The sequence below is a fragment of the Streptococcus mitis SK1080 genome, from assembly GCF_000220085.1.
Lineage (GTDB): Bacteria > Bacillota > Bacilli > Lactobacillales > Streptococcaceae > Streptococcus > Streptococcus mitis_K.
In genome coordinates, this window is record NZ_AFQV01000031.1 from 1 (window position 1) to 1866 (window position 1866).

Annotated in this window: 3 protein-coding genes; all 3 read right to left on the bottom strand. The window is 32.8% G+C overall.

Annotated features, from left to right (window positions below):
• Window positions 1–491 (bottom strand): RpiB/LacA/LacB family sugar-phosphate isomerase (locus HMPREF9957_RS11940; protein WP_001219735.1); only part of this gene is annotated, 491 nt, incomplete at its 3' end.
• 333 nt (window positions 492–824) lie between these two features.
• Entirely contained in the window at window positions 825–1385 is a 561-nt protein-coding gene (locus HMPREF9957_RS11945) for a Cap15 family cyclic dinucleotide receptor domain-containing protein (protein ID WP_239682018.1), read from the bottom strand.
• 29 nt (window positions 1386–1414) lie between these two features.
• On the bottom strand, window positions 1415–1866 hold a 452-nt coding region (locus tag HMPREF9957_RS0102775; protein ID WP_000308879.1), incomplete at its 5' end, for a nucleotidyltransferase-like protein.

Consider the following 1866-nt stretch of genomic DNA (forward strand, 5'->3'; position numbering starts at 1 on the left):
TGCCCGATTCTTCTTATTTCTTTAAGTTTCTCAGCATCTCTTACCTTTCTCTCTGCCTCACTTTTGGGGTATCCTTGTCCAAATGGCTCCGAGAAAAGAGCTTCTATTGTTCTTTCAAGATTTTCAGTACCTGACCATGTATAATTTTCACCTAATGGTAATGATATCGCATTTCCATTATTAATCTGAGCAAATAAATAGGCATCATTCGGTGTAGGTGCATATCCGCAAATGACATCAGGCATACTATTACAAGCAAGCATCATTCCTTGTCCGGAAGAACAGCCCGTAACAACGAAATCAACTGTCCTACTTGCCAACAAGATACCTATAAGAATAGAAATTTCTATATACGAGTATTTTTCATTTTCTTCCATCGTACAGCCAAAATTTATAACCTCAGATTTCTTTGGAGCATACTTTAATACAGCATCATAGATTATTTGATTTTTGGTCGCTTGCGAACTTGCTTGAATAACTCCGATTCTCATTCTTCCCCCCTTCAACTTCTAATTTAATTATTTCTTTTTCTTTGGTTTGGGTGCCGGTAATTCATTATATATTGAATTGAACAAGCCGTTATTTTCTACACTTCATTTATTCACTGGTTGCAACTTTTGACATCAAAACTACCGCCTCCACATGTCTTGACGGTTACTACCTATACTGTGAAACGAAATCAAAGCTGCTGAATATCCGTATTAAACTATTAAACGTAACTAATGCGAGTATTTACGGCTTCGTTAATATACAGTATTGTTACATCTATGCCAAGTTTCCGATAGTTAGTTCTTCTTTCTTTATTTAAATCTTTACAAATCCAACTAGCGAGAAGGGTTGTTTATCTCAAAACTCATTGAACCTTTGGTTCCTCGATTAGTATAATAATTTCCTTCTAGTTGATTTGGATTATCAATATCAAGAATTACCGTCCCATAATGTATAGGACTTTGCAATTCAGCCCTTGGGCTATTTAAATATGTATAAATTAATTTTTGTGTTCCATTATCATTGATAATTGATGCTGTAATGCTATGGCTCGAACTTTCACCCGTTTTAAACTTAACTTTAATAGTCGTAAATGACTGTTCAATAGTAAGTTCACAATTTCTTTCATTCTGATCATAGTCCGTCTTGAAACTACCTACATAATTCGCAAATAAAATTGGAACATTATGAATCTTAGATAGTAATGGCCACCGCCATGCTGTTTTTTCAAAAATAGCCATAATAATTGCTGTAACTGATATAGCTTCACCAATATACCCAATGGCTGAATATACCAATGCCAAAATATCAGATTTAAGATTCACTGCAATCTCTTGGCCACTTATTAACAATCTTAATAACAAGCAAATTGCAAAAACCCATATTGTAATATTCAAAAATTTTTTCTGCTGTTCATTCATAAGTTTTATTTATAATCCAAAAATTCAATCATTCTAACTAAAAAAGTTTTTGTATCCTGTAAATTCCATTTCTGCTCTGAACGAAAAAGGTAATACATTCCACTTACTTCAACCCAATTTAAATTCACTTGAGACACTATGTAATATAACGCTTGCTGTAACAACCCTGTGTAGCTATTACTATTGAAAAACATCTGTTCAGGTATATTCCAGACCAAACATTCTATCAAATATGAAGAAATGCGTTCGTTTGTCAATCCTAGCTCCTGCATCTCGTTCTTAATATGCTTCATAATCCTAACTAAATATTTATATTTATAGTGAGTAGATTTATTCTTAGAGATACCATTTTGTATATGAACTTTAGGATAATTAATTACTTCATAATTTCCGTTTGAGGTAAAAAATTTGATGCCTTCAACAAATTTTTCAGATGACCTGCTACCAATATATCTAT